This is a genomic window from Bacteroides congonensis (assembly GCF_900130125.1).
GTDB classification, from domain to species: Bacteria; Bacteroidota; Bacteroidia; order Bacteroidales; family Bacteroidaceae; genus Bacteroides; species Bacteroides congonensis.
This window is the reverse complement of record NZ_FQXY01000010.1, coordinates 594,554-617,684: the sequence shown is the minus strand read 5'-3', so window position 1 is coordinate 617,684 and position 23,131 is coordinate 594,554. Positions and strand designations below refer to the sequence as shown.

14 protein-coding genes are annotated in these 23,131 nt (G+C 42.4%); 10 read left to right on the top strand and 4 right to left on the bottom strand.

Going from position 1 to position 23,131, the window contains the following annotated elements; translation table 11 throughout:
* Positions 1 to 9 precede the first annotated feature (9 nt).
* The 10 genes from BQ7997_RS13860 to BQ7997_RS13815 all read left to right on the top strand — a co-directional run bounded on the left by BQ7997_RS13860 (position 10) and on the right by BQ7997_RS13815 (position 18,986).
* A complete protein-coding gene (locus BQ7997_RS13860; RefSeq protein ID WP_022137074.1) occupies positions 10 to 2,037 on the top strand; it encodes a DUF5016 domain-containing protein in 2,028 nt (675 codons plus the stop codon).
* A gap of 34 nt (positions 2,038 to 2,071) precedes the next feature.
* Positions 2,072 to 4,636 (top strand): SGNH/GDSL hydrolase family protein, encoded by a 2,565-nt coding sequence (locus tag BQ7997_RS13855; RefSeq protein WP_073346928.1) that lies wholly within the window; start codon positions 2,072 to 2,074, stop codon positions 4,634 to 4,636.
* Positions 4,637 to 4,778: 142 nt separating this feature from the next.
* Positions 4,779 to 7,025, top strand: a complete 2,247-nt coding sequence (locus BQ7997_RS13850) for a glycoside hydrolase family 3 C-terminal domain-containing protein (protein ID WP_073346927.1) — start codon at positions 4,779 to 4,781, stop codon at positions 7,023 to 7,025.
* A gap of 206 nt (positions 7,026 to 7,231) precedes the next feature.
* The gene (locus tag BQ7997_RS13845; protein WP_073346926.1) at positions 7,232 to 8,539 is read left to right on the top strand and encodes an ATP-binding protein; all 1,308 of its coding nucleotides are present in this window, start codon (positions 7,232 to 7,234) and stop codon (positions 8,537 to 8,539) included.
* An 842-nt stretch (positions 8,540 to 9,381) separates the two neighbouring features.
* Positions 9,382 to 9,897 (top strand): hypothetical protein, encoded by a 516-nt coding sequence (locus tag BQ7997_RS13840; RefSeq protein WP_073346925.1) that lies wholly within the window; start codon positions 9,382 to 9,384, stop codon positions 9,895 to 9,897.
* A gap of 143 nt (positions 9,898 to 10,040) precedes the next feature.
* On the top strand, positions 10,041 to 10,616 hold the full coding sequence (locus BQ7997_RS13835; RefSeq protein WP_097677804.1) for an RNA polymerase sigma-70 factor: 576 nt from the start codon (positions 10,041 to 10,043) through the stop codon (positions 10,614 to 10,616).
* 72 nt (positions 10,617 to 10,688) lie between these two features.
* The gene (locus BQ7997_RS13830; RefSeq protein ID WP_073346924.1) at positions 10,689 to 11,771 is read left to right on the top strand and encodes a FecR family protein; all 1,083 of its coding nucleotides are present in this window, start codon (positions 10,689 to 10,691) and stop codon (positions 11,769 to 11,771) included.
* A 293-nt stretch (positions 11,772 to 12,064) separates the two neighbouring features.
* Complete coding sequence (locus BQ7997_RS13825; RefSeq protein WP_159436765.1) at positions 12,065 to 15,433, top strand: SusC/RagA family TonB-linked outer membrane protein; 3,369 nt, start codon at positions 12,065 to 12,067, stop codon at positions 15,431 to 15,433.
* A gap of 20 nt (positions 15,434 to 15,453) precedes the next feature.
* Positions 15,454 to 16,824, top strand: coding sequence for a RagB/SusD family nutrient uptake outer membrane protein (locus BQ7997_RS13820; RefSeq protein ID WP_073346922.1), 1,371 nt, complete (start codon positions 15,454 to 15,456; stop codon positions 16,822 to 16,824).
* Positions 16,821 to 18,986, top strand: a complete 2,166-nt coding sequence (locus BQ7997_RS13815) for a redoxin domain-containing protein (RefSeq protein ID WP_083589238.1) — start codon at positions 16,821 to 16,823, stop codon at positions 18,984 to 18,986. The genes BQ7997_RS13820 and BQ7997_RS13815 overlap by 4 nt, the downstream gene beginning before the upstream one ends.
* Positions 18,987 to 19,103: 117 nt before the next feature.
* Here BQ7997_RS13815 and BQ7997_RS13810 read toward each other — a convergent pair whose 3' ends face one another.
* The 4 genes from BQ7997_RS13810 to dapB all read right to left on the bottom strand — a co-directional run bounded on the left by BQ7997_RS13810 (position 19,104) and on the right by dapB (position 23,070).
* Positions 19,104 to 19,736 carry a WbqC family protein gene (locus tag BQ7997_RS13810; protein WP_073347422.1) on the bottom strand — a complete coding sequence of 211 codons (633 nt, stop codon included), beginning with the start codon at positions 19,734 to 19,736 and terminating at the stop codon, positions 19,104 to 19,106.
* A 20-nt stretch (positions 19,737 to 19,756) separates the two neighbouring features.
* Complete coding sequence (gene lepB / locus BQ7997_RS13805) at positions 19,757 to 20,695, bottom strand: signal peptidase I (RefSeq protein WP_097677822.1); 939 nt, start codon at positions 20,693 to 20,695, stop codon at positions 19,757 to 19,759.
* 91 nt (positions 20,696 to 20,786) lie between these two features.
* Positions 20,787 to 22,271 carry a signal peptidase I gene (gene lepB / locus BQ7997_RS13800; RefSeq protein ID WP_022137060.1) on the bottom strand — a complete coding sequence of 495 codons (1,485 nt, stop codon included), beginning with the start codon at positions 22,269 to 22,271 and terminating at the stop codon, positions 20,787 to 20,789.
* A 34-nt stretch (positions 22,272 to 22,305) separates the two neighbouring features.
* Complete coding sequence (gene dapB / locus BQ7997_RS13795; protein WP_073346919.1) at positions 22,306 to 23,070, bottom strand: 4-hydroxy-tetrahydrodipicolinate reductase; 765 nt, start codon at positions 23,068 to 23,070, stop codon at positions 22,306 to 22,308.
* Between the last annotated feature and the right edge of the window lie 61 nt (positions 23,071 to 23,131).

Sequence of the window (23,131 nt, the reverse complement as noted above, 5' to 3'; positions counted from 1 at the left end):
ATAAAGACAATGAAAAGAAGTATCTATATAATACTGGCGTTGGCAGGAATACTGGCAATGAATTCCTGTAGTGATGACGAGTTCCTGTCGGGCAATCCGGATATGGAATTCATCACAGGAAAAGTTAGCGCTCTTTATGGCGACAGCCTTCCGTTTACGATTAAGGCTTCGGATATCGACGTTCCTCTTTCTACATTGAAAGCAAAGCTCTTCTATGGCGAAGAGCAGGTATCCGAAACGGTCATCCGCACAAAGACAAGCGGCAGTGACTATTCCGGAAAGGTCTTTGTTCCTTACTATCCCAATATAATTGACGGCAGGGCGACCTTGAAATTTGTACTTCAGAACATTCATTTCACTACGACTGAAATGGAACAGGAAGTAGTGTTGTCTCGTCCGGACTTTCCTTACGTGACTTTGGTGGATGAGATGGGAGAGGAGTACTTGATGAAAAGGCAGTCGTTGTATAATTATAGTGTGACCGGCAGATTTCCTCAAGACTTGAAGGCCTATATCAAAACACCGAAAGTAGGGGAGAACGGCAACGAACTGACTTTCGGTTGGGATAATGACAATCTGCTTGCAGAAGGAAAGAACGTGAATCCTATCACCTTCTCCGGTACGGCAAAAGAGCCTTATGAAGTGACATTCAATGCCCTTACATACGAAGTTACCCCATTGGTGAATGTCCTGTTTGATGGAGAGAAAATGATAGCGCAAGATGCGAATACGTATCTTATACAGAAATCCTTTACTCAAGGACAGTCAATCGTGGTGTCGGGTATTGATATGAACGGTTGGTGGATAAACCCTGATTATTTCACGAAAGAATCTGATGGTACGTTGACTTTCTTGCCGATGGACGGTAAGTACCGGGTGGTTGCCAATATGAAACAGAAGTATTTCGGGGTTACCCGTATGGACGGTGATAAAGAGGCTACCCTTTCTGAAGACGGGCATGGTGCTATCTGGCTGTTAGGATGGGGAGTCGGTTCTCCTTCATTGGATTATCAGTTTGGTTGGAATGAGGGGCAGGCATACTGCGTACCCGAGATTTCGTCTAAGAAGTATCAATTCATGGCAACGGCAGGGCCCGAACATGGTTCGTCTGTCGGACAGCGTATCAGGGCAGACTATTTGGGTTGTAAATTCTACTTCCAGAACGCTTGGGGAGGCGAGTTCTCCAATAGCAACCAATTAACGGTAGCAGCGGGTTCGGAATCTCTCATAAAGGTGCTTGACAGCGGAAATATTGAGTTTGCGGACGGTGCAAGTCTGGAAGAGGGCGCAACTTACGTTCTTACGGTTGATTTGACAGCAGGTATTACTAAAGGTGTGGTTTCTTTAAAGAAGATTTCAGATGGAGAGGTGAAGCCGGAACCGGCGGTAGTGCAGACTTTTTATTTCGACTTCGGCTCTATTACGGCAGCTCAAGGCACTGTGACTGAGGGACCCGATGTGAATAACCATTATTGGAATAATATAACTAATAATGAATCAGGTAATAAATATGCGGCAGCAGGTACGGTTTATTCTCCTCTGGTTAATTCTGAAAATGCTCAAACTGATTATGCTTTGACTTTGGATGTCCGTTTCTCTACTAATGGAAAGAGTGGGGGTGGTGGTTTATTAGAACCGCAGGCTGATTTGTTGAATGATTTGGCTGTGGCATCCGCTACCGAAGATTATTTCTTTACCGAACAGAATGAAAATGAGGACAGAAGTTTTACTTTTTCAGGATTGGATAAAGAGAAAGGATATAAGTTTTACATATTCGGTAGCCGGAAAACGAACGCTACTGATATCCGTATCGTAAATTATATTATGTCGGGTTCTAATGAATATACGGGTGAATTACAAACTTCAGGTGATAATTGCGGAGGTGAAGGTATTCATCAGAACATTAAAGATATCTGTGAGTCAGAAATGATTTATCCGAATGAAAATGGCGAGATAAAGTTTACTTTGGCAAAAAAGCAAGGTAGCTATGCTGCGCTCAATGCTCTGAAGATGGAGGAATATACCAATGTTAAATGATAAAGAAATCAGAACTTAATAAGATTAATAGAATATGAAGAAATATATGTTATTGGTATTCGCTTTATTTGGAATGCTGGCGATAGGTTCTTGTAATGATGATGAACCGGTAGTCCCCCCTTCACCGGGTGAAGAAATTGAAATTCCGGAATCGGCAACACCGGTATTGGTACAGACATTATACTTTGATTTTGGCTCCCAAACGGATGGGCGGGGGAGCTTGACCGAAGGGCCTGACGCAAACAATCATTATTGGAATAATATAACCAATAATGACGGAAACTATGCCGCGATTAATACAGTCTACTCTTCTTTGGTTAACTCGGAGAATACTTCAGTGACTTATGAACTGACCCTGAACAGCCGCTTTTCCACCAACGGACAGAGCGGTGGCGGCGGTCTGCTCGAACCTCAGGAAGAGTTGTTGAAGGATTTTGCCATGGCTTCTGCCACAGAAGACTACTTCTTTATTGAGTCCGGTGAGAATAACAGCAGTTTTACATTCAGTAACCTCGACCCGAAGAAAGCATATAAATTCTATGCATTCGGCAGCCGGAGCACTACGCAGACACGTACTGCTTATTATACAATGACGGGATTGAACCTCTATCAAGGCGAATTGCAGACTTCCGGAACCAACTGTGGTGGCGAAGGTATCAACCAGAATATACAGAATATCTGTGAGTCAGAGCTCATTTATCCGGATGATGCTGGCAATATAAAATTTACCGTTTCGAGAAAGAACGGTGACTATATTGCGTTAAATGTGCTGAAAGTAGAAGAATATACCGATATAGAACGCCCCGAACAATTTACGTCACTCACTATGAGCGGCAGTGCTGTGGAGGAAGGTCAAGTATCGATGCATATGGTATCTGCCGACGGGAGTCCGACAAATGTTTTTGAAGCGTACACCTCTTTCGGTTCCGGTGACTTCTCGTTCAAGGGAACCACAAAAGACGGCAAGACTGTAAACATCGGAAAAGGGTATAAAGAAGGAGTGGTGGCTACAAATAATTATAGCATTGCCGCCCCTGTGACCGGACAGATTCGTCTTACCATTGACCTGAGCAGTAAAACGTACGAAATCACCCCGATAGAAAGCTGGACACTTGTGGGAAGCGTCACTCCGAACGGATGGACGGTAGACAAAGGGGTTCCTTTGGCTTATCAGGGAAAAGGTGTCTGGGGCGGAAGAGTGAAGTTGACCGGAATATCCGGTGTGAGTGACCGCGAACGCTTTAACTTTGTGATGAACAGGAGCTGGGATTACGTGATGAAACGTGTGAAAGGTACGACAAATGAAGTCGGCATGGGTACGCAGGGATATAATACCGAGGATATCAACCTGAACCACGGTACTTATCACATTACACTGGACTTGCGCAGATATGTTTACTATATCGACTGTGGTGAAGAAGGTATCGACCCTTTCAAAATCTCCGTAATGGGTTCTTCCGTTGCCAACGGGCAGGGAGCAACGAATAATCATGGTTATGCTTATATGTATGGTGAACTGCTTGACGAGCGTTTCCGTAACCAGGAAAGCAAATTTCCGTGGTACACTTCCGGTATAGCCGTTAATGGCAATAATACGCTTAACCTGCTGGCACGTTACAACGACTTGATTCACGACTGCGGCACTTATGTGATTTTCGGTCTTTCACTGGGAAATGAAGGTATTCACAATGCAGCCGACCAACAGGCGGTCTACAACCAATTCAGGGATAATATGCAAACTCTGATTAAGAAAGCCCGTGAAGACGGGAAGTATCCTGTGATGATGAACAACTATACCCGTGGCGATTTTGATGCAAGCGACTATGAATACGTGAAGCAAATGAATCTGTTGATTCATGAGTGGGACCTTCCTTCTGTCAATCTGTTGGGAGCGATAGATAACGGCAGCGGTGTATGGGCGAACGGCTATCAGAATGGTGATGATATTTATCATCCTACTACCGACGGACATCGTGAATTTACCTATGCCATGGTTCCTTCCCTGTTTGATGCGATAGATGCGGGCAAAAAACAACCGGTACGTGTCATCGGCACTTCCTACTCTCTGGCAGATAAAAGAGTACTGGAATTCACTCCCGAAGAAACCGTACATCCGTTTACAATCTCTTTCAAAGTGAAAGGAACGGCAGACGGAATCATCGCTTCTTTTGCCAATGGCGGTAATGCGACCGGAACTCTGAAGATTCAGGATGGAGTGGTAGTATATGACTCCCCGTTGACTGGAGAAATAAAAGGTACGGTAAATGTGACGGATAATCAGTGGCATGTAGTATCTTTGACACACTATTATGCTCAGGGGCGTACGCTGTTATATACAGACAAGGCATTAGCTGGAGAGTTGGATGAAAAGCTGACCGTCGGAAAATTCATTGTTGGTGATAATACTTCCACAGTAGGCAGGGAATATAGCGAGCTGTTCTTCTATCGTTCGGCTATGGTTCAGGAAGAGATAGATAAGCTCTGTGATGGAAGGATGCTGAAATCCAGCTTGGAAATATATGCTCCCTTGGATGGCTCGAAGTCAACGATTGAGAACCTTGCCCAAAGTATGAATAGTGTTACATTAAAGACTGAATAAGGATGTATGATACTGGTTGCATCGGGTTACAATTATAAAAAACATTAATAAAGCCGGATGCAACTAGTAACTACCCCTTGTTTGCGAGTCTTTAATTATAAATATATGGATTTATAACTTACTTCTTATATCATAAATAAACATGAAACTTAAAGCAATGTTACTTGGCTTGTCTATTATGGCTGCACTGCCTGCCTCAGCGCAGAAACCGGTGTATCTGGATACGAATAAGCCAATCGAAGAGCGAGTAAAAGACGCATTGAGCCGGATGACCCTTGAAGAAAAGGTGAAGATGCTTCATGCACAGTCAAAATTCAGTTCGGCAGGCGTACCCCGTCTCGGAATCCCGGAGGTATGGGCTACCGACGGCCCTCACGGCATCCGCCCGGAAGTATTGTGGGATGAATGGGACCAGGCAGGATGGACAAACGATTCCTGCATCGCTTACCCCGCATTGACTTGCCTTTCCGCCACATGGAATCCCGAGATGTCTCATCTTTACGGAAAAAGTATCGGTGAAGAGGCGCGTTACCGGAAAAAAGATATCTTGCTAGGCCCCGGTGTGAACATCTATCGTACTCCTTTGAACGGACGTAATTTTGAATATATGGGCGAAGACCCGTATCTGTCCGCCACGATGGTAGTTCCTTATATCAAAGGAGTGCAGGAGAACGGTGTAGCCGCCTGCGTGAAGCATTACGCACTGAACAACCAGGAATTCAACCGGCATACCACTAACGTGCATCTGAGCGACCGTGCCCTTTATGAAATATACCTGCCTGCTTTTAAAGCTGCCGTTCAGGAAGGCGGAACATGGTCGATTATGGGCTCTTATAATCTTTATCAGGGACAACACGGCTGCCACAACAAACGTCTGCTCAAAGACATTCTTCGTGATGAATGGGGCTTTGACGGCGTAGTAGTGTCCGACTGGGGTGGTGTACATAATACCGAACAAGCCATCTACAACGGACTGGACTTGGAATTCGGTTCGTGGACAAACGGATTGTCTGCCGGAACCCGTAATGCTTATGATAATTATTACCTGGCTTTCCCTTACCTGAAACTGATTAAGGAGGGTAAAGTCGGAACAAAAGAGTTGGACGAGAAAGTCAGCAATATCCTTCGTCTGATTTTCCGTACTTCGATGGATCCGCATAAGCCGTTCGGCTCTTTAGGTTCTCCTGAACATGGACAAGCCGGTCGTAAGATAGCTGAAGAAGGAATCGTTCTTTTACAGAACAACAATAACGTGTTGCCTATTGACTTGAACAAAGCGAAGAAAATAGCCGTTGTCGGTGAGAATGCAATCAAGATGATGACAGTAGGCGGTGGCAGTTCTTCCTTGAAAGTGAAGTATGAGATTTCTCCGTTGGACGGTTTAAAAGCACGTGCCGGCTCACAGGCAGAGATTGTATATGCCCGTGGATATGTAGGCGACCCGACAGGCGAATATAACGGTGTGAAAACCGGGCAGAACCTAAAAGATGACCGCTCGGAAGATGAACTTCTCGCTGAGGCTCTGCAAGTGGCTAAGGACGCGGATTATGTTATCTTCTTCGGTGGGCTGAACAAGAGCAATCACCAGGATTGTGAAGATTCTGACCGTGCTTCTTTAGGCTTGCCATACGCACAGGACAGAGTCATAAGTGAACTGGCAAAGGTTAATAAAAACCTTATATTTGTCAATATCTCCGGTAATGCAGTGGCTATGCCTTGGGTGAACGAAGTCCCCGCCATTGTACAAGGCTGGTTCTTGGGTTCGGAAGCCGGAACGGCTCTTGCTTCGGTTTTAGTAGGAGATGCGAACCCTTCCGGAAAACTACCTTTCACTTTCCCTGTAAAACTGGACGATGTAGGTGCTCATAAACTGGGTGAATATCCGGGTAATAAGGAAGAGCTCGCAAAATCAAAGCATAGGGGGGATACTATTAATGAAACTTATCACGAAGACATCTTTGTAGGTTATCGTTGGGCAGATAAGGAGAAAATCAAACCGTTGTTCCCCTTCGGTCACGGATTGAGCTACACCACATTTGCTTACGGCAAGCCTTCGGCTGACAAGAAAACAATGACAGCCGACGATACGATTTCCTTCACTGTCAATGTGAAAAATACAGGAACTCGTGAAGGTCAGGAAGTTGTTCAACTTTATATCAGCGACAAGAAATCTTCTCTACCCCGTCCGGTAAAAGAACTGAAAGCTTTCCAAAAAGTAAAACTGGCTCCGGGAGAAGAGAAAGCGGTAACGTTGACGATAGACAAAAAAGCATTGAGCTTCTTCGATGATGCAAAACACGAGTGGATAGCCGAACCGGGTAAGTTTGAAGCAGTTATCGGAAGTTCATCAAGGGATATGAAGGGGAGTGTACCCTTTGAATTGAAATAGGTAGAAGTTTGGTAAAAATGGATTCTTGGGAGAATGTTACTATCTTGTCAAGATAGGAGTAACATTCTCCTTCTTTCTTTAAAACTTTTCTAAATCACTATTAGAAAAGATGGTTTCTCTTTGGAATTCAGTAGAATAATTGTGATATTTGCGCTAACGCAACCGCTGTTACAGTAACCACTGTTGCATTAATTGATAGATAGCTTATGAAATTCTACGATAGAAAAAGGGAAATAGAGATATTGCAGGAGATTGAGGAACTCTCATCCGAGTATGCACAAATGACAATGATGGTAGGACGTCGTCGTATCGGAAAGACTACTCTTTTGAAGAATGCGTTTGTGAAGACTCCCGTGCTTTATTTTTTTGTCGGCCGAAAGAATGAAGTTTTGCTCTGTGAAGAGTTTGTCAATGAAGTCGAGATAAAACTGCATGAGACCTTGGGGCAGTTTACAAGCTTTTCCCAATTATTTAAAGTAATCATGCAACTTTCCAAACGTTTGAACTTTACATTGATTATAGATGAATTTCAAGAATTCAGAAATCTCAATCCATCTGTGTTCAGCGACATGCAGAATATTTGGGACTCAATAAAGGAAGAAAGCAAGATTAATCTGGTGCTTTGTGGTTCTATTTATTCGATGATGAAACAAATATTTGAGAATGCAAAAGAGCCTCTTTATGGTCGGGTGACATCCCGGATACATTTGAAACCTTTTGATATGTCTACCCTAAAAGAAATATTACATGATTATCATCCCCAATATACATCGGAAGATTTGTTGGCATTTTATATGATAACGGGTGGAGTCGCAAAATATATCGAGCAATTGGTTGTACGCAAAGCTTTTACTAAGGATAAAATATTGAAGACGGTTCTCTCGGAGGGCTCCTATTTTCTGGAAGAAGGACGAGATGTATTAATTGAGGAATTTGGTCGGGATTATACAAATTATTTTTCTGTTTTGTCATTGATAGCTTCGTCCAAAACTTCCAGAGGGGATATTGAGAGTACGTTAAATATGCCTGTAGGTGGTTATTTGGATAAGTTGGAAAACGAGTATAATCTGATTAGGCGTACTCGTCCTTTTATGGCCAAGGAAGGAAGCCGGAATAATAAATATAAGATAGAGGATAACTTTCTCCGGTTCTGGTTCAGGTTTGTTTATAAATACCGGAGCGCTGTTGAGATAGGCAATTTGGATTATGTACGTGAAATTGTCGAGCGGGACTATGAAACCTTCAGTGGAAACGTATTGGAGAAATATTTTCGTGTTTGCTTGGCTGAATCTAAGGAATATTCTGATGTGCAAGGCTATTGGGATAGAAAAGGCGAAAATGAGATTGATATTGTGGCGGTGAATGATTTTGAAAAGCGTATGCTGATAGGCGAAGTGAAAAGGAATGAAGCACGTATCAATTTACACATCTTAGAAAATAAGGCGGTAGCGATAGCCCGACAATATGCCGATTATCAGATTGAATATCGTGGATTTTCATTAAAGGATATGTAACTCTCTAATAGTTTACAAACGGAGGTTCACCAGTTTCACCTTAATCTGAACAACTACATATCAGCGACTTATGGTGAAAGAAAGCATAAAAATCAGCATACATTAGCCTTCACACCCTTCACCGTTTTTTTCAAATATGCTATAATCAAAAACAAATATGCTTATAGCAAAAATAAATATGCTATAATCAAATGTCCCGTCAGGTATTAACATTTGAACTATTAGGTATTAATACCCTGTACCTAGGATGTTAATACTTGAACTGTTGGGTATATATACCCAAGACGCTGGATCTATATATCCAAGACGTTGGAGCTATATGTCCAACACATTGGAACTATATGTCCAATAAACGTTGTAAGACAGATTTATGTGCTGTGAAGGATGTGAAGGACGATTACTTCTATGTTTTCCCCTTTACGTCACCATAAGTCGCTGATTCATAGTCGTTCATATGAAGGTGAAACTGGTGAACCCTTTGAATGCATATTATAGTTATAGGTTAATCTTAGAGGTTTTTGTACTGAGTTTATTACTATGAATTCTAAATTATACGGATTTTCTATCTCCTTTTCTGATTTTATATTCTATCTTTGTAGTGCATTCCATTTTAGACCACGACAGGGAAACCTGCCGTACCAATGTGGCGGGCTTTTTTATGCCCGTCCCATCAGTCCTATATGGCGGTTTCGTACCCCCATGTAGGATGTTAATGCACCTACTGCTGTCGTGGATAGTGGAATGCAATGGGACAGGCGGAACCGCTTCTTTTATTTTCTAAAACTACCTTTCTGTATCGCCCCATTGAACTTAATTTATTCACCATTTAATTTTAAATTCTTATGGAAGAGGTTTTAAACAATCAGCAAGTTCGCCCGGGGGACGCGACACAATTCATGCATGCCATTTTTTCATCAGATGATGAAATGATGACTTTTTATCTGACATTTAGTCGTTTTGTTAATCCTGACAGTTATTTGGTGCAATGCACCGACCGGAAAAGATTGGAAGATTTGGCTAATGTACTTCGTAGCAATGTGGTGGCTTTTAATGCTATTCATAGCTATAAGTCTATAAGTGTGAAAGAGGTGATTAAAGGATTTGGAATGTATATGATGAGTATTCATATTTCTAATGCCAATCGTCAGCAAGGTGCCGATGCGGTAGGCAGTTTGATTAATTGCGTAATAGATATAACCAAAAATAGTTGGCAATTTAGAAAAATGAGTCGGTCTAACTATATACATCTTGAGAATGTATTATACCTGTTGAGCCGATTGGATGCAGAAACTAGTGAAGAAAAAGATGATAAAAGGGAGAGTGATATTATGATAAAAGCCGAATGTAACGGAAAGTAAAGCATCTTCTCTCTTTACAGAAGCAAGGAAGTACCACGCGGCTTTCCACCTAATAGTGCAGCTTTTTACCTCTTTGTAAAAAGATAAAGTGATTTTTTGTATTTGATGTCACAGCAAATGAAAAAAATCACTTTCTTTGCACTATGATGCAAAAATGGCAGGAAGAACTGAAAAAGGGAAACGAAAAAGCTTTTAGTATCATTTTTAATGAATATTATAGCCTTTTGTGCGCTGTTTCTTATCAATATGTGCAAGATGTACAGATTAGTGAAGCAGTAGCGGAGGATGTATTCTTTACACTATGGGAAAAGCGTCATGAAGCTTTGCCTGTGTCTTCACTGAAGGCTTATCTGTTGAAGGCTGTCCGGAATCATAGTATAGATTATCTTCGTACTCAAAAAAATGAGCAATTCCTGGATCTGGAATCAGTCACCTCCCGTTGTTTTGTGCGTGAGGAAGATATTTTCGAACGATATGTTATGGAGGAACTAGAGGCGATGATAAGTGAAAAGATTGCCTTGCTTCCTGAAGAATGCCAGAAAGTATTCTATCTCAGCCGTTATGAGAATAAAAGTTATGCTGAAATAGCTGAAGAACTGAATATCTCTATAAATACGGTTAAGTATCACATAAAGAACGCTTTATCAACTCTTCGTAAAGAGTTGGGACCTTATCTTCTGCTTATTTTAAGCGTCTATTTTTCACTTTTCTCAAAATAAATTAAAAAAAGTTCCTTTTTTGACTACCCTGTAATGAGTCTTTTATCGTCATTAGATAAAAAGATACTATTTATGCCTATTGATAATCTTGAAGAAATGATTGTTCGTCAATTAAGTAACAATCTGACAGAACAGGAAGCGAAAGAACTCCTAAACTGGTATAATACTTCTGAAGATAACAGGAAGTTATACCGCGATTATTGCGTATTACTTAAGGTACAGTCGGTTGCGTCGGACAGACGATTGTTTGAGAAAGATAATATGCGCTCTTGGAAGCGCCTGAAAAGGCGGATACAACAGAGAAAGATAAGCGGCTTTTGGCTGCCTGTCCTGAGATATGCTTCGGTGGCTGTCGTTGCTCTGTTGATTGGGGTAGGACTCCATATGTTTTTTTATACTGCGGATACCGTCACAGGTGGCGGTATGCAGGTCACAGTGCCGGCAGGTTCTAAATCTCAAATCGTGTTGCCCGACGGGACGGCCGTATGGTTGAACTCTGGTTCTAAATTGAGTTATACCGAAGATTTTGGAAAAAACAACCGTACAGTTTATCTCGACGGAGAAGGCTTTTTTGATGTAACCAAGAATAAGAAGATAGCCTTTGAAGTATATGCAGGAGAGACTCGCATACGGGTGTTGGGTACACAGTTTAATATGAAAGCTTATTCTGCTGATGAGAGAAAGCGGGTCACTTTATTGAACGGTAGCTTAAGTGTTATAACTAATAATACACACAGCAAAGAAACGATTCTTGTACCTAATGAGCAAGCTGTTATCATGAAAGGAAGTCCTGATATTCAGGTTCGCCAGGTGGAGGCTGAAAATTATGTCTCGTGGACAGAACAGCAAAAGGAAACATTGACAATTATCGAGCCCAAAGTGGATAAACTGCTGCCTCAGATGCATACTCCTAACCAGACTTTCCGAAATACGCTGTTTTTTGATGAAGAGCCGCTGTCTCAGATTGTGAAAGATTTGAGCAGGGCGTATAATGTAACTATCCAGCTGGGTTGCAAGGAAATTGCGACAGGCATTTATTACGGAGATTTTCGTAATGAGGAAAATCTGTACGAGATTCTGGATGTGATAACATCTTCGGGAGAAATTTATTACGAAGTAAGAGACAATAAAATAATCATCAACAAGAATAAATGACTGCCTATGGATAAATAAGAAAGAAGTAATAATAAAACGGATGAACCGGCAATGCGCCAACACTGCCGGTTCGGATTCAGAATGTAAAACGGATATTAATACATTAAGAAGACTACAAAAATATGGAATATAAAGTAAATAACGTATTAAGAAACAGCTATTTTTGTCTAAATAACATTTATTTCCCGTGTAGATATATTTATGGGTTACTGCTATTGTTTTTCATGCTTTTTCCGGCGGAAGTAACTACTGTTTCTGCACAATCAAACTCTGGGACTGCTGAAACGCAAACTTTGAGTGTCAAAGAAGCCTTGGAACAGGTCAAAGTTCGTATGGGATATTCAATCTGGTTCAATGTGCAGGATGTGGACTTGACCAAAAGAGTCGTTGTCAAGTTTCAGAACCGGACGGTTACCGAACTTTTGAATGTGATATTGAAAGGGCAACCGCTGACGTATGAAATTAACGGTAAGATGATACAGATTCGCCGTCAGGCTACCGGAGCTCAAAAAGATGACAAATATCATCTGGTCACGGGTAAGGTGACGGATGCGAATGACGGACAACCTTTAATAGGATGTAATGTACGCGTGAAAGACAAGAACATTGCTACTATTACGGATATTGATGGAAACTATTCGATAAAGATTGGAGAGAATGATGTACTTATTTTCTCATATATCGGATATGGGACAAAACAGAAGATGCCCGGTTCCAGTTCAAAAATGAACATCAGTCTTTCCAATAACAGCATTTCGTTGGATGATGTGGTGGTGACAGGCTATCAGGTGATGAAAAAATATAATGTGACAGGAGCTGTAAACACTATCAATAGTAAGGATATCGAGTTACGAAGTAGTAATTCTTTGCAGGGAATATTGGAAGGTGCTGTTCCGGGCTTGACAGTATATAATAATGAGTATCGGATACGTGGCGGTGCATCTCTTAATTCGGGCAATAAACCGCTTTTTATCGTAGATGATTTTGAAGTGGAAGAGCTTCCCGAAAATATGGATATGGTAGAAAGTATCACAGTACTGAAAGATGCGGCGGCAGCAGCCATTTGGGGGTCTCGTGCAGCCAACGGAGTAGTAGTGATTACAACTAAAAAGGGGAAAGCTAATGATTTCCGCATTTCATATTCGGGCAATGTAAAGGTAAGCGCACAACCTGATTTTGATGATTTGCATCGGGTAAACTCTGAACAATTAATAGATTACGACCGGACTGCATTTTTAGGTGGTTATTATTTTCCCGGTTATTTTGGTTATAATACAAATGGATATTCTTTATCTCAGGAGATCATTAACGACTATACGTTGGATGATATGAGTATGCTGACAGAGGCACAACTTGCTGCGATGGACAGCCGTCTGGGCAAATTGGCAACCAATTATAATCGTAAACAGATTGAAGATAATCTCTTGCGTAGTGCTTTGCAACATCATCATATGCTTTCTATCTCCGGTGGTACTGATAAGGTCAATTATTTCCTGTCCGGTAGCTTTATTGGTGGGCATTCATCTTATATCGGTGATAGTAATCAGTCTATTAATATCAACTCAAGGACATCTTATAAGATATTGCCTTTTTTGACTCTGCGCTCGGATATAATCGCTAATTTTGTGAAGAATGATAACGGGTATTCTTCTTTGTCAAGTGATATTTATAATTTGTATCCTTTCCAGATGTTGCTGGATGAAAATAATAACCGTATTGCTGATTACAGTAGCTTTAACCACGAATATTCTAAAACGATGGTTTCCCAGTATGGTTATTACGATCAGGGAAAGAATTTGTTGGATGAGGTTGATATGGCGAATGACAAGACAAACGGCGTGAATTATAAAGTACGTGTCGGAGCTGATTTCAAGATCATTAGCGGATTAAGCGTTTCAGCCGATTATCAATATGAGAAATCGTTGAGTACACACAAGAATATTATCTCAAAGAAAAGTTATGATGGCCGTACATTGATTAACTCGATGGCAGTTCCGAATAGTACAAACACACTGACTTACAACATTCCTAACAGTGATATACTTGATCACCAGCAAGCAACAACAGATGCTTGGATCCTGAAATTCGGAGCAACTTTGAACCGTAGTTTCGGAGCGGATAAACAGCACTATGTAAATGCTGTTGCAGGTTTTGAAATGCGTAGCAGGCATTATTATATGGAGAAATACCGTAAACTTGGGTATGATGACCAGATTCTGTCATGGCAGCCTATTGACGCTGTTTCATTGCAGGATGGTGTGACATGGTGGAACGGGGATAAAAATAGATATTACTCTACCAGTTACGATGGTTTCAGTGATGTGCTGAATAAAGAAATCTCCTACTTCCTGTCCGCAGTCTATACATATGATAACCGCTATACGTTGAGTGGCAGTATGCGTATTGATAAGTCGAATTTGTTTGGTGTGAGTGATAAATATCGCCGTAACCCTATATGGGCATTGGGAGCCAACTGGAATGTGAAAAATGAGAAGTTCTTTGATGTCGATTTTATTTCTGCTTTGATGTTGCGTGCTTCTTGGGGGTTGACCGGTAATTTTGACCGTTCAGGTGGTACAACTCCGGTGATGGTAGGTAGAAGAACGTACATTCCGGCTGTCGGAGATTATGTAGTACGTTTGAGCACACCACCCAATCCCAAGCTTCGTTGGGAGCGAAATCGTTCTACAAATGTATCGTTGGATTTGGGCTTGTTCGACCGGATCAATGCAACATTTACTTACTATAATAATTCTTGTTATGATTTGTTAGGAAGTACATTGCTTGACCCGACCACGGGTTATGCCAGCGCAAGAATTAATGCTGCTGATATGACAAACAAAGGATTTGAACTTCAGTTGGGAGTTGATGTTCTCAAACTGCGTAATTTCAATTGGAATGTCAACTGGATTTTTGCTCATAACTCCAACAAGATTACCAATAATAACATTAATGAAAGCAGTCCTCACCTGAATCGTGTCACCGGTTTGACGGAATTTGTAGAGGGATACGCGCGTGAAGCTCTTTGGAGTTATCGCTGGGCCGGGCTGGATAGTAACGGAGAACCGATGGTGTATGACAAAGATGGAAATAAGACATATGATATTGCTACATTAGATGCGGATGACCTGGAATACAGTGGTACTTATCAACCTAAATATAACGGAAGTTTCTCTACTTCATTCCAGTACAAGAGCCTGCAGGCCAGCTTCTTGTTTACCTATAATTTCGGTCATGTTTTCCGTGCCGAATATCCAAGCATGGATGCTTATGCTACTTCTCCTTCTCTTACCGATAAAATTGCAGAGCGCTGGAGAGAACCGGGAGATGAGAACAAGACTGACATAGCTTGCCTTCCAACCATGGAAGCCAATTGGGCAAATACACAATATCGTTCTTATGCAGTGATGTATTCTTCCAATAGTATTCGTAATGGAAACATGATTCGTTTGCGTGAGATATTGTTGAATTACGAAGTTCCGCAGAATTGGCTGAAACGTACGCCGCTTCGCCGTTTATCATTGACGGCACAATTTAATAATATCTGGTTGTGGACCAAGAATAAGGAAGGGTATGATCCGGAAGCGGTAAATCCCAAAACAGGAGCGATGTCGTTCAGTCAACCATTCTCGTTTACGGCAGGTATTAAAGTTGATTTCTAACAAAATATATCAATAGAAATATGAAGAAAATAGAATTGATGATAGTTGTTGTGGCTATGGTATTATTAGCTGCATGTGATGATTTTATCGATACTGTTCCTAAAGGTAAGGTAATTCCTACGACAATGGATGATTTCAAAAGCATGATTATTGATGTGACAGCTTCCAGTGTTGCCTATCCAATGGCAAATGTCTGTTCGGATGATGTCTTTAACAAAGACTTGAATGGGAATTCGTCTGCCGGAAAAGCTTATTACTGGATGGAAGATTTCTATAAGGAAAATGAAAAGGATCCGTCATGGAATACACCTTATGAGCAGATGTATAAGATGAACGTGGTCGTTCAATATGTGATGGACTCCACGGAAGGAACGCCGGAAGAAAAGGCGGCTATATTGGCAGAGGCGAAATGCTGGCGTGCTTATTATAATTGGTATTTACAGAGCTTGTATGCTCCTGCATATCAGGCTGGTACTGCATCAACGGATTTGAGTGTACCTTTAGCCCAGGTTCCGGATTTGGAGGCAAAATATAGTCGAGCTACGGTTGAACAGGTAACAAATGCGATATGGGATGACCTGAAAAATGCCGAAACATTACTGCCCGAAGATGCTGCTAACGGATACCGTCCGAATAAAGCGGCGGTGTATGCTTTGAAAGCTCGTATTTACTTTTATATGTGTGAGTATGATAAGGCCGCAGAACAAGCGAAACTTGCTTTGGGCAAAAACAGTGCGTTGAACGATATGCGTACCTGGAGCTTCATGAGTGAAGAGATGCCTTTTGTCGGAATAATCAATAAACCTCTTAATTATCGCGAATCACCGGAAAAAATATGGTTTCAGGAAACTGGCTTCAATAGTATGCTTACCAGTTATTGTATAAGCGATGATCTGCAGGCCATGTATGGAGCGGCGGATTTACGTTTTAAGTTCTGGTTTACGAACCGTGACCGTAGGGGGAATATCTGGGAAGACGGACGTTACCGTTTTCTTCAAGATTTGGATTATAGTTTTACTGTTCCTGAGATGATGTTGATTGAAGCGGAAGCGTTAGCCCGTAAGAATGATGCGAAAGCATTGGATATTTTAAATAATCTGCGTGTCATGCGTTTCAAGACAGAGGACTATACACCGCTTACAAAAGCTGACGGACCGGACTTACTTTCTATCGTTTTGGCCGAACGCCGTCGGGAACTGGCTTTGAGCGGTCTGCGCTGGTTGGATATGAAGCGTTTGGCTAAAGAAGGACGTTATACTAAAACTTTGGTTCGTACACTCAATGAAGTGGATTATAAATTGGAGCCTGATTCAAAGCTTTATGTATTCCCTATCCCGCCGCAGGTGCTCTCATTAAATCCGAATATTATTCCTAATGACCGTAAACAATGAAAAGATCCATAGTTATTGCATTTATGTATTTATTTGTCTGGGCTTTGTATGCCCAGACGTCTCCGGTGAAGCTCTCCGGAGAGATTGAAGGTTTGAACGGAGCGGAAGTAGCTCTGTTGAATGCTGACAGGAACGAGGTAATGCGTGTAAAGGGAAAAGGCAATAAGTTCTCCATGCGGGCAGATGTCGTGAAGGGGGACGGGCGTGTGTATTATCTCTATGTTCCTTCGTTGGGGAAACTGGGACCTGCCATGAATATACCTTATTTTTATTTCTTCATCGATAATGATGCTTTGGAAGTAAAAGCGGAGATTAAAGATAAGAATCTGAAGAGGGTTTCGGTGAAGAATTCGGCGGCTATGGATGAATATGATGCTTTGTACCGGAGTAATCCTTATCAAGATAAGGTATTGGAGGTCGGCGCACTTTACAATGAAGCTTTCAATACATATAATACGGTATCGAAAACCGAAGAGAATCTGGCTAAATTGAAAAACCTTTCAGATTCTTTGCAGATGTTGTATGGAAAGCTGTCTCAGTCGTTCCTGGATATGATACCGTCCAATAAAAAGAGCGATGCGCTGTTTTTGATAGTGTATTCTTCTGTTCCGATGGAGACGGAAGCTGCCATCGAGAATGTGTTGCAGAAATTTGATGTGGATTTTATACAACGCAATTATTATGCAAAGGAGCTGCAGGAAAGATTGCGTTTGATGAAAGGAAGTGAAGTCGGCTCTGTCGCACCGGATTTTGAACTGAAAGACGCTCAGGGGAATCTTGTGAAACTGTCTTCATTGAGAGGTCGATATGTGCTGATTGATTTCTGGGCATCCTGGTGCGGACCTTGCCGGAAGGAGATTCCGAATGTGAAGAAGATCTGTTCTGAGTATAAAGATAAGGGGTTGCAGGTGCTGGGTGTGTCTATCGACAAGGATGAGAGCAAATGGCGGAAAGCTATCGAGGAAGAGCAACTGGGATATTTGCAGTTGTGGGATCCGTCTATGACGACAGGTAAACTTTATAATTATAATGGAATTCCTTTTATTATTCTGATCGGACCTGACGGGAAAATTCTTGCGAGACAATTACGTGGTGAAGAATTGTGTCGGAAAGTAAGTGAATATATGGATAGCAAGCCATTCGAAATCTCAGTGAGGCTTTCTAAGCCGTATAAAGGCAAAGTTTTTCTTACCTGTGTGAAAGACCGATTTACCAAATTGGATTCTTTGCAAGTGGACGGAACTTCGTTTTCTTTCAAGGGGAACATTTCTCATGCAGACCAATATCGGTTGATGGCGCGCCCGTTTGGTTTTGATGCTTATGTCTGTGTAGAACCTGGTGGTCATTATCTGGTGGATATTAATGAAGGCCGTAATTTTGTTGTTACGACACCAGACGGTAAGGAACAGTTGTTGATGAATGAGCTTCTAGCCGTGACAAATCCGATAGAGAAACAGACGGAAGCTCTTGCAAACCGCTATACTAAACTGAAAGAACAAGAAAAGGATGCAGAGGCGGAACAACTGCAAAAACAAATGAGCATTCATTGGGGAAAGAGCCAGGAAGCAAAACTTTCATTTATAAAAAAATACCCGAAGAGTTTTGTGGCAATGCTTACGGCAGGCGAACTGTTGACAAATGATTATACAACTTTAAAAGAAGTCTACGAATTGGTGGATACGGTCAGATATGCTTATTCATATCCTTGGCGATCTTTTAAGAAGAAATATCAGGAAGCGGCGGATAAGTGGATTCAAAATAAGAAAGCTCCCGATTTTGTCACGAAGGATATGGCCGGTAACACGGTGAAGCTTAGTGATTTTAAAGGAAAATATCTATTGCTTGATTTCTGGGCTTCCTGGTGTCGTCCTTGCCGTGCGAAGATGAAGGAGTTGAAAGAAGTATATCCTAAACTACAAAAGAAAGGGATTATCGTATGTAGTATTAGCCTGGACGAGAAGCGGGAGCAATGGGAAAAGGCTACTCGTGAGGACGGGATTGTTTGGGCAAATACCTGTGACCTGAAGCCGTTCCGCACCAATGAGATTGCTGCCGCTTATAAGGTTACGAGTGTGCCGACTTTATTCGTTATTGATCCGCAAGGGGTTATTATTAGCCAGAACCCAAGTTTGGAAGAAATATTGCAGTTGGAACTCCAATAGGACACTTCATACTTTTGAGTTTTATTAAATGATAATTCGCTGTATGGTACTGTTTTTGTAATTGTTGCATTACAGTACCATACAGCGAATATCGTTATAATAGATAATGTTCTTCTCTTATTTTAATATCAGAACGCTTTCCGGCCCCATATTAAACAACAAGTCTATAATACTCAGATTGGGAAGAAAGCCCAGTTTGGACTCGAATACTTGATAATAAGGCTGTGGAACAAACTCAGTGTCCGCTGTCCGGAAATCTTTCTTAGGATGGATAATCTCCCGGAAATCGGTTTCTTCGGCAGTGAACTCCATTTTATATTCGGAAGTACGTTCCATATCGGGATGAATATCTATCAGCTCGCAGACCAATCGGCAAAGCTCCTCGTTGAAATCGACTAAAAACTCATATTTCTTTTCGTAGAAAGGGCGGAAATCATCTTTGTAGTATTCAAAGAAAGGAGTGCTGTTGTAAGCGGATTCAATCGCGTTCCAATGCAAGTGTCTCCAGTTTCCATGGTCGGAGATGCGAATGTCTTTCATCGGACATTTCAGTGTATCAGGCTTTACGGTCGGAATGGAAAGGGCTAACTCTCCGCCGGGGCCGGCAATCGTGCAACGGTTGCGGTAGGTCTGCTTGATATAGTGGTCGTGCTGCTCTACGAATACTTTGTCGTAAGCTAGTAATTTTGTATAATACTCAACAGGAGCGAGATATGCTGAAGATAAATAAGCTGTTTTCATTTCTTTCATTTTATGCGTTCGGGCATCTTTTATTTTACCGCTCTGAAGAAGCGGTTCCATCGGTATCCGTCAAACAAGCCTGTCCCTTTCTCCTTGGAAAACCAAATGACAGAGGCTTTCCCGATGATATGGTCTTGCGGGACGAATCCGAACAGGCGCGAATCGGATAAGTTGATGGTATTGTTTGATCCCATCCAATAGTAATCTTTAGTGAAATAACAATGTTGTGCAGGCTTTCCGTCTACGTATAGCGTATCGTTCTTTATTTCCGCCTGTTTGCCCTCATGCATTACGAGCGTATTCCGCAGTAAGGTGATATTCCAGGGATATACCCGGATATATTTCCCTTTGCCGGGGATAATCAGCGGTTTCAGCTCAGTGTCTTTTTTCCGCGATAAGGGTTGTATCCAGTTTTGCCCGTTCATCGCCTGTTCCAACAGGTAATATTCATATCGGCTGAAACTGCGTACATGAGTGCTGTCATTGCTTCCCATCAGTCCGTCGTCGGTGATGGACAGTGTGTGCATGAGTGAAGTAATCAAATTTTCTTTGGCGACAGGGTAGGCATAGAGCCTTTTCTTGTCGGGGTTGAGTTTCGATTCGGGAGAAGTGGCGGAGAAAAGGGAATCTACCAGTAAGGTGTCACCCGGAACGCCGATACAACGGCTGATATAGACTTCACGGCGGTCGATGACCGGTTGGCGGATACCGGCAGGGTTATTGAATACAACGATGTCTTGCTGTTGCACGGGACGTTCACCCCAGCGATGATAAGAAAAAAGTGTCATAAAAGGAACACGCGGTCCGTAGCTCCATTTATTGACTAAGATACGCTCGCCCTGGAAAATGGAGTTCTCCATGCCGGTGGAAGGGATAAGGCAGGACGTAAAAGCAAATCCACGGAGCAGAAGCACGACGACTACTGCTCCGGCAAATGCTAGTATCCATTTGTATTTACGAAAGTTTATCATATTACTCTAATCTCGTATATACGTTTATCCACGGGAAAGCCGGACTCTTTATCGGGGATTTCAGACGCGTCTAAAACCTGGAATCTGCTTAGTCTACCCACTTGAACAGGCGGTTCCAACGAATCTTGCCGTCAAACCATCCGCGGTCTTTGTCAAGTGATAGCCATACAACAATAGGTTTACCTACTACGTGGTCTTCGGGAACGAAGCCCCAGTAACGGGAGTCGGCAGAGTTGTGACGGTTGTCACCCATCATCCAGTAATAATCCATCTTAAAGGTGTATTGGTCGGTCTTTTCGCCGTTGATGTAGATGCCGTCAGGCTTGATTTCCAGTTTGTTGCCTTCGTAAGCTACGATACAACGTTCGTAGATAGGAAGGTTGTCTTCTGTAAGCGTAATGGTGGCTCCCTTGGCAGGAATCCAGATAGGGCCGTAGTTGTTGCGGTTCCACTTGGTATAAAGATTCAGCGGATACATTTGTCCTGCATAATCTTCCGGTTCCATTACGATTTTGCTGATAAGTTTCTTATTGCCTGTCAGGGTTTCATACATCTTCTTGGTCAGAGGGAGATGATATACGGGGTTTAGTCTGCCTTGTGCGTTCCGGCTGTCCAGTCCCATTTCAAGCAATCCGTTTTCCCAACCCGAATCTTCAATCAGCATGGTGTCGTCCTTGCTGATGCCCAGTTCGCGGAGCATATCTTCCGGAATGTACGGGCCGGTAGTCTGTACGAAATAGTTGAATTGCAGGTTTTCGGGATTCTCGATGGCTTTGCCGTCAATCATCACCTGACCCTCTACAATCTGAAGCGTGTCACCGGGCAGACCTACACAACGTTTTACGTAATTCTCGCGGCGGTCTACCGGACGCCATAAAACTTCTCCGTAGCTGCGTGGATTACTCATAATCTGCTTCCGTCCGGCAGCATAGTACAAATCATAAATGGCACGTTGCTGTGCGCGGGTCAGGCTGTCCATTTCAATCTGTTTGGGGTAGATACGTTGTCCTTCGCCGTAAGCCAGTGTATAGAAGTCCGTAGTCTGCTGATAATTGACAGCTACCGTATCGCCTGCCGGGAAGTTGAATACGACAATGTCATTCAGCTTCACCTTGCCGAATCCCGGAACCCGTTTGTATTTCCATTGCGGCCATTCAATATATGATTTGGTATTGACGAGCGGCAGTGTATGTTGTGCCAGTGGCATGGAAAGCGGAGTGTTTGGTACACGTGGCCCGTAACTCATCTTGCTCACATACAGGAAGTCGCCTACCAGCAATGACTTTTCCAAAGAAGAAGAAGGAATCTGATAATTCTGGAAGATATAGATATTGACGAAGTAAACGGCGACCAACGCAAAGACGATGGCATCTACCCAGCTCATAACGCTGCGGACGGTCGTATTCTTCGACTTCTTCCAAAAAGACCAGGGTATTTTCTTGGTAATATAAATATCGAAAATAAAAGGAACAACAATCAATCCCCACCAGCTTCGTACCCAAAGCAGGAAAACGAGATAAAGTAGGATAGCAATGGCGCATTTAATCCATTGTGCGCGTGTGGCTTGTCTCATAATGATATATTTATTTAGAACTAGGTTCTTAAATTTAGTCGTTCAGGAACGGGAATAAATCACTCATACCCAGGTAGCCTTCGTGTTGGGCTGTATATTCGGCAGCCAATACGGCTCCCAATACAAATCCGCCACGGCTCTTGGCATCATGCGTGATAGTTATGCTGTCTACATCGGACTCATAGCGAACGGAATGAAGACCAAAAACTTCTCCTTCACGGATAGAGGCGATAGGAAGTTCGTCGGCTGCGCAATCGTTGGTTCCGCTGACGGTGCCGTCCGGTGCTGCGAATGTTCCTTTCACCCATTTGTCCTTGCGGTCAAGATTCTGCAGGATACCTTCAGCTAGTGTGATAGCTGTTCCGCTGGGAGCATCCAACTTGTGGATATGATGTGTTTCGCTCATCGTGACATCATAAGCGGGGAACTGGTTCATTATCTTTGCCAGATACTTGTTCAGTGCAGAGAAAATGGTTACTCCCAGGCTGAAATTGGACGACCAGAAAAGTGTCTTTCCGCCTTCCGTACAAAGTTTCTTGATTTCTTCGCCATGCTCTTCCATCCATCCGGTGCTGCCTGATACCAGTTTCACTCCGGCCTTGAAAGCCTTTATATAATTACTGTAAGCTACCATCGGATTGGTAAATTCTATGGCTACATCGGCAGATTTGAACGCTTCCGACTCGAAGTCATCCTGATTATTGACATCAATGATGCAGACGATTTCATGTCCGCGACTACGGGCAACCTTTTCTATCTCCTTGCCCATTTTTCCGTAACCGATTAGTGCTATTTTCATTGTTTTCTGACTTATATTCAAAATAATAGTCGCAAAGATAAGATTTTTATTACATTTGCAG